This window comes from Paraburkholderia saeva, assembly GCF_907164555.1.
GTDB lineage: Bacteria > Pseudomonadota > Gammaproteobacteria > Burkholderiales > Burkholderiaceae > Paraburkholderia > Paraburkholderia saeva.
The window spans coordinates 1-1418 of record NZ_CAJQZC010000030.1; the positions used below are offsets into that span (position 1 = coordinate 1).

General features: G+C 67.4%; 1 protein-coding gene. It reads right to left on the reverse strand.

Features of this window, described 5'->3' with window-relative positions:
• On the reverse strand, window positions 1–1418 hold a 1418-nt coding region (locus tag LPA36_RS29340), incomplete at both ends, for a type VI secretion system baseplate subunit TssF (RefSeq protein WP_228884017.1).

The window sequence follows — 1418 nt, forward strand, 5'->3', positions numbered from 1 at the left end:
CCCCCTCGAACTCGATACGTGGGTAGACCGTCTCCCGGCCGTCGACGCCCAGCGTCAGCCCCGTCGCATAGTGGACGGCCCCGTAACGCCCGATGAAATGATTCAGCACGTCGCCGAACAGCACGGCATCGCCCGGCCCGTCAAAGGCACTGGCATCGAGATCGATGTGCAGCCGAACCTCCTTGAGCACGCCGCCATGCGCCAGCACCCGCCGCCAGGACACCCGCACTTCCCGGATCGCGTCGATACGCCGTGCCGCAGCATCGTCCGGCGTCCAGTCGTACAGCTCCAGCACCTCGCGCAACGCTGGCGCGCCCTCCGGATGGAAGCGGTTCAGTTCGTTCGCGCCGCCCGCGGCGTGGTGGCCCAGCACGCGCCAGTCGTAGCCCGGGTAATAGCGCGGCGGATAGAGTGGCAAGCTCGGTGCCGTGAGGTTGCGCACCGACGCGATGCCGGTAAAGCCGGTGACCGTCTCCGTGATCGTCGCCTCGGACAGCGCCATGCGCGGCAGGCGCCCGTTGTTGGCGAACACGCGCGCCGTCAGGTAGCGGTCAGGCGGTGGACGGTGCTCATCATTCTTCGCGTCCGCGATCGCGCCCTCCCAGAGCTGGCCCGAGAGCGATACCCACAATTGCCGCCCCGCCGGGCCGAAGCGCGTCGCGGTATGGAAGTACCGCTCCGGTCGCTCGTAACGCAGCATCCAGCCGCGATGGCGGAAACCCGTGAACGCCTTGTAGGAATACTGTGCGCTGTCCTCCGGATCGGCGGCATCCACCGAGAGCACGTCATACGGTTCGACGTGGTCCGCCAGACCCTCCTGCACGCGGATCTGGTGCTCCCGGTCATGCCAGCCAGCAGGCCGCAGCGGCAGCGCGTCGACCTCGAACAGGTTGATCACGGGCGTGCAGAACAGGCGGAAGCTGTCGCGGGTCACCGGATAGTCGCCGGGGATGCGTCCGGCGAGTTCGATCTCGAAGGTCATCTGTTTTTCCCCGGCGGGCAGCACCGCGCTATCGAAGCCGCACAGGTCGACAAAATGGAACTTCTGCGGAAACACGAAGTACTCCAGCATCGTCTGCTCGCGGTCGAGTTCCTCGTCGCGCTTCGGGTCCAGGATGGGCCACAGCCGCGTCGACGGACCGAACCCTGCCGGCTCGAAGGACACCCGCCTCTGTCGCTCCAGCGCGCCATCACGTACCGATGGCAGCCGCAGGCCAACGGACTCCACCTGATGGATCAGGGCCGCGTAGAGTGCCGCGGCGGCGGGCCGGTCGCCGTGCAGGTACAGCCGGATACGCGACAGGTCGATCCGTTCGCGCTGTTCGCCGAGCCACAGACCGAACGTGAGACGGATCACCGTGCGCCCATCGGCACGCACCGCGACCGCCGCATCGTCGACCGAGAGCGGCAACAGTTCG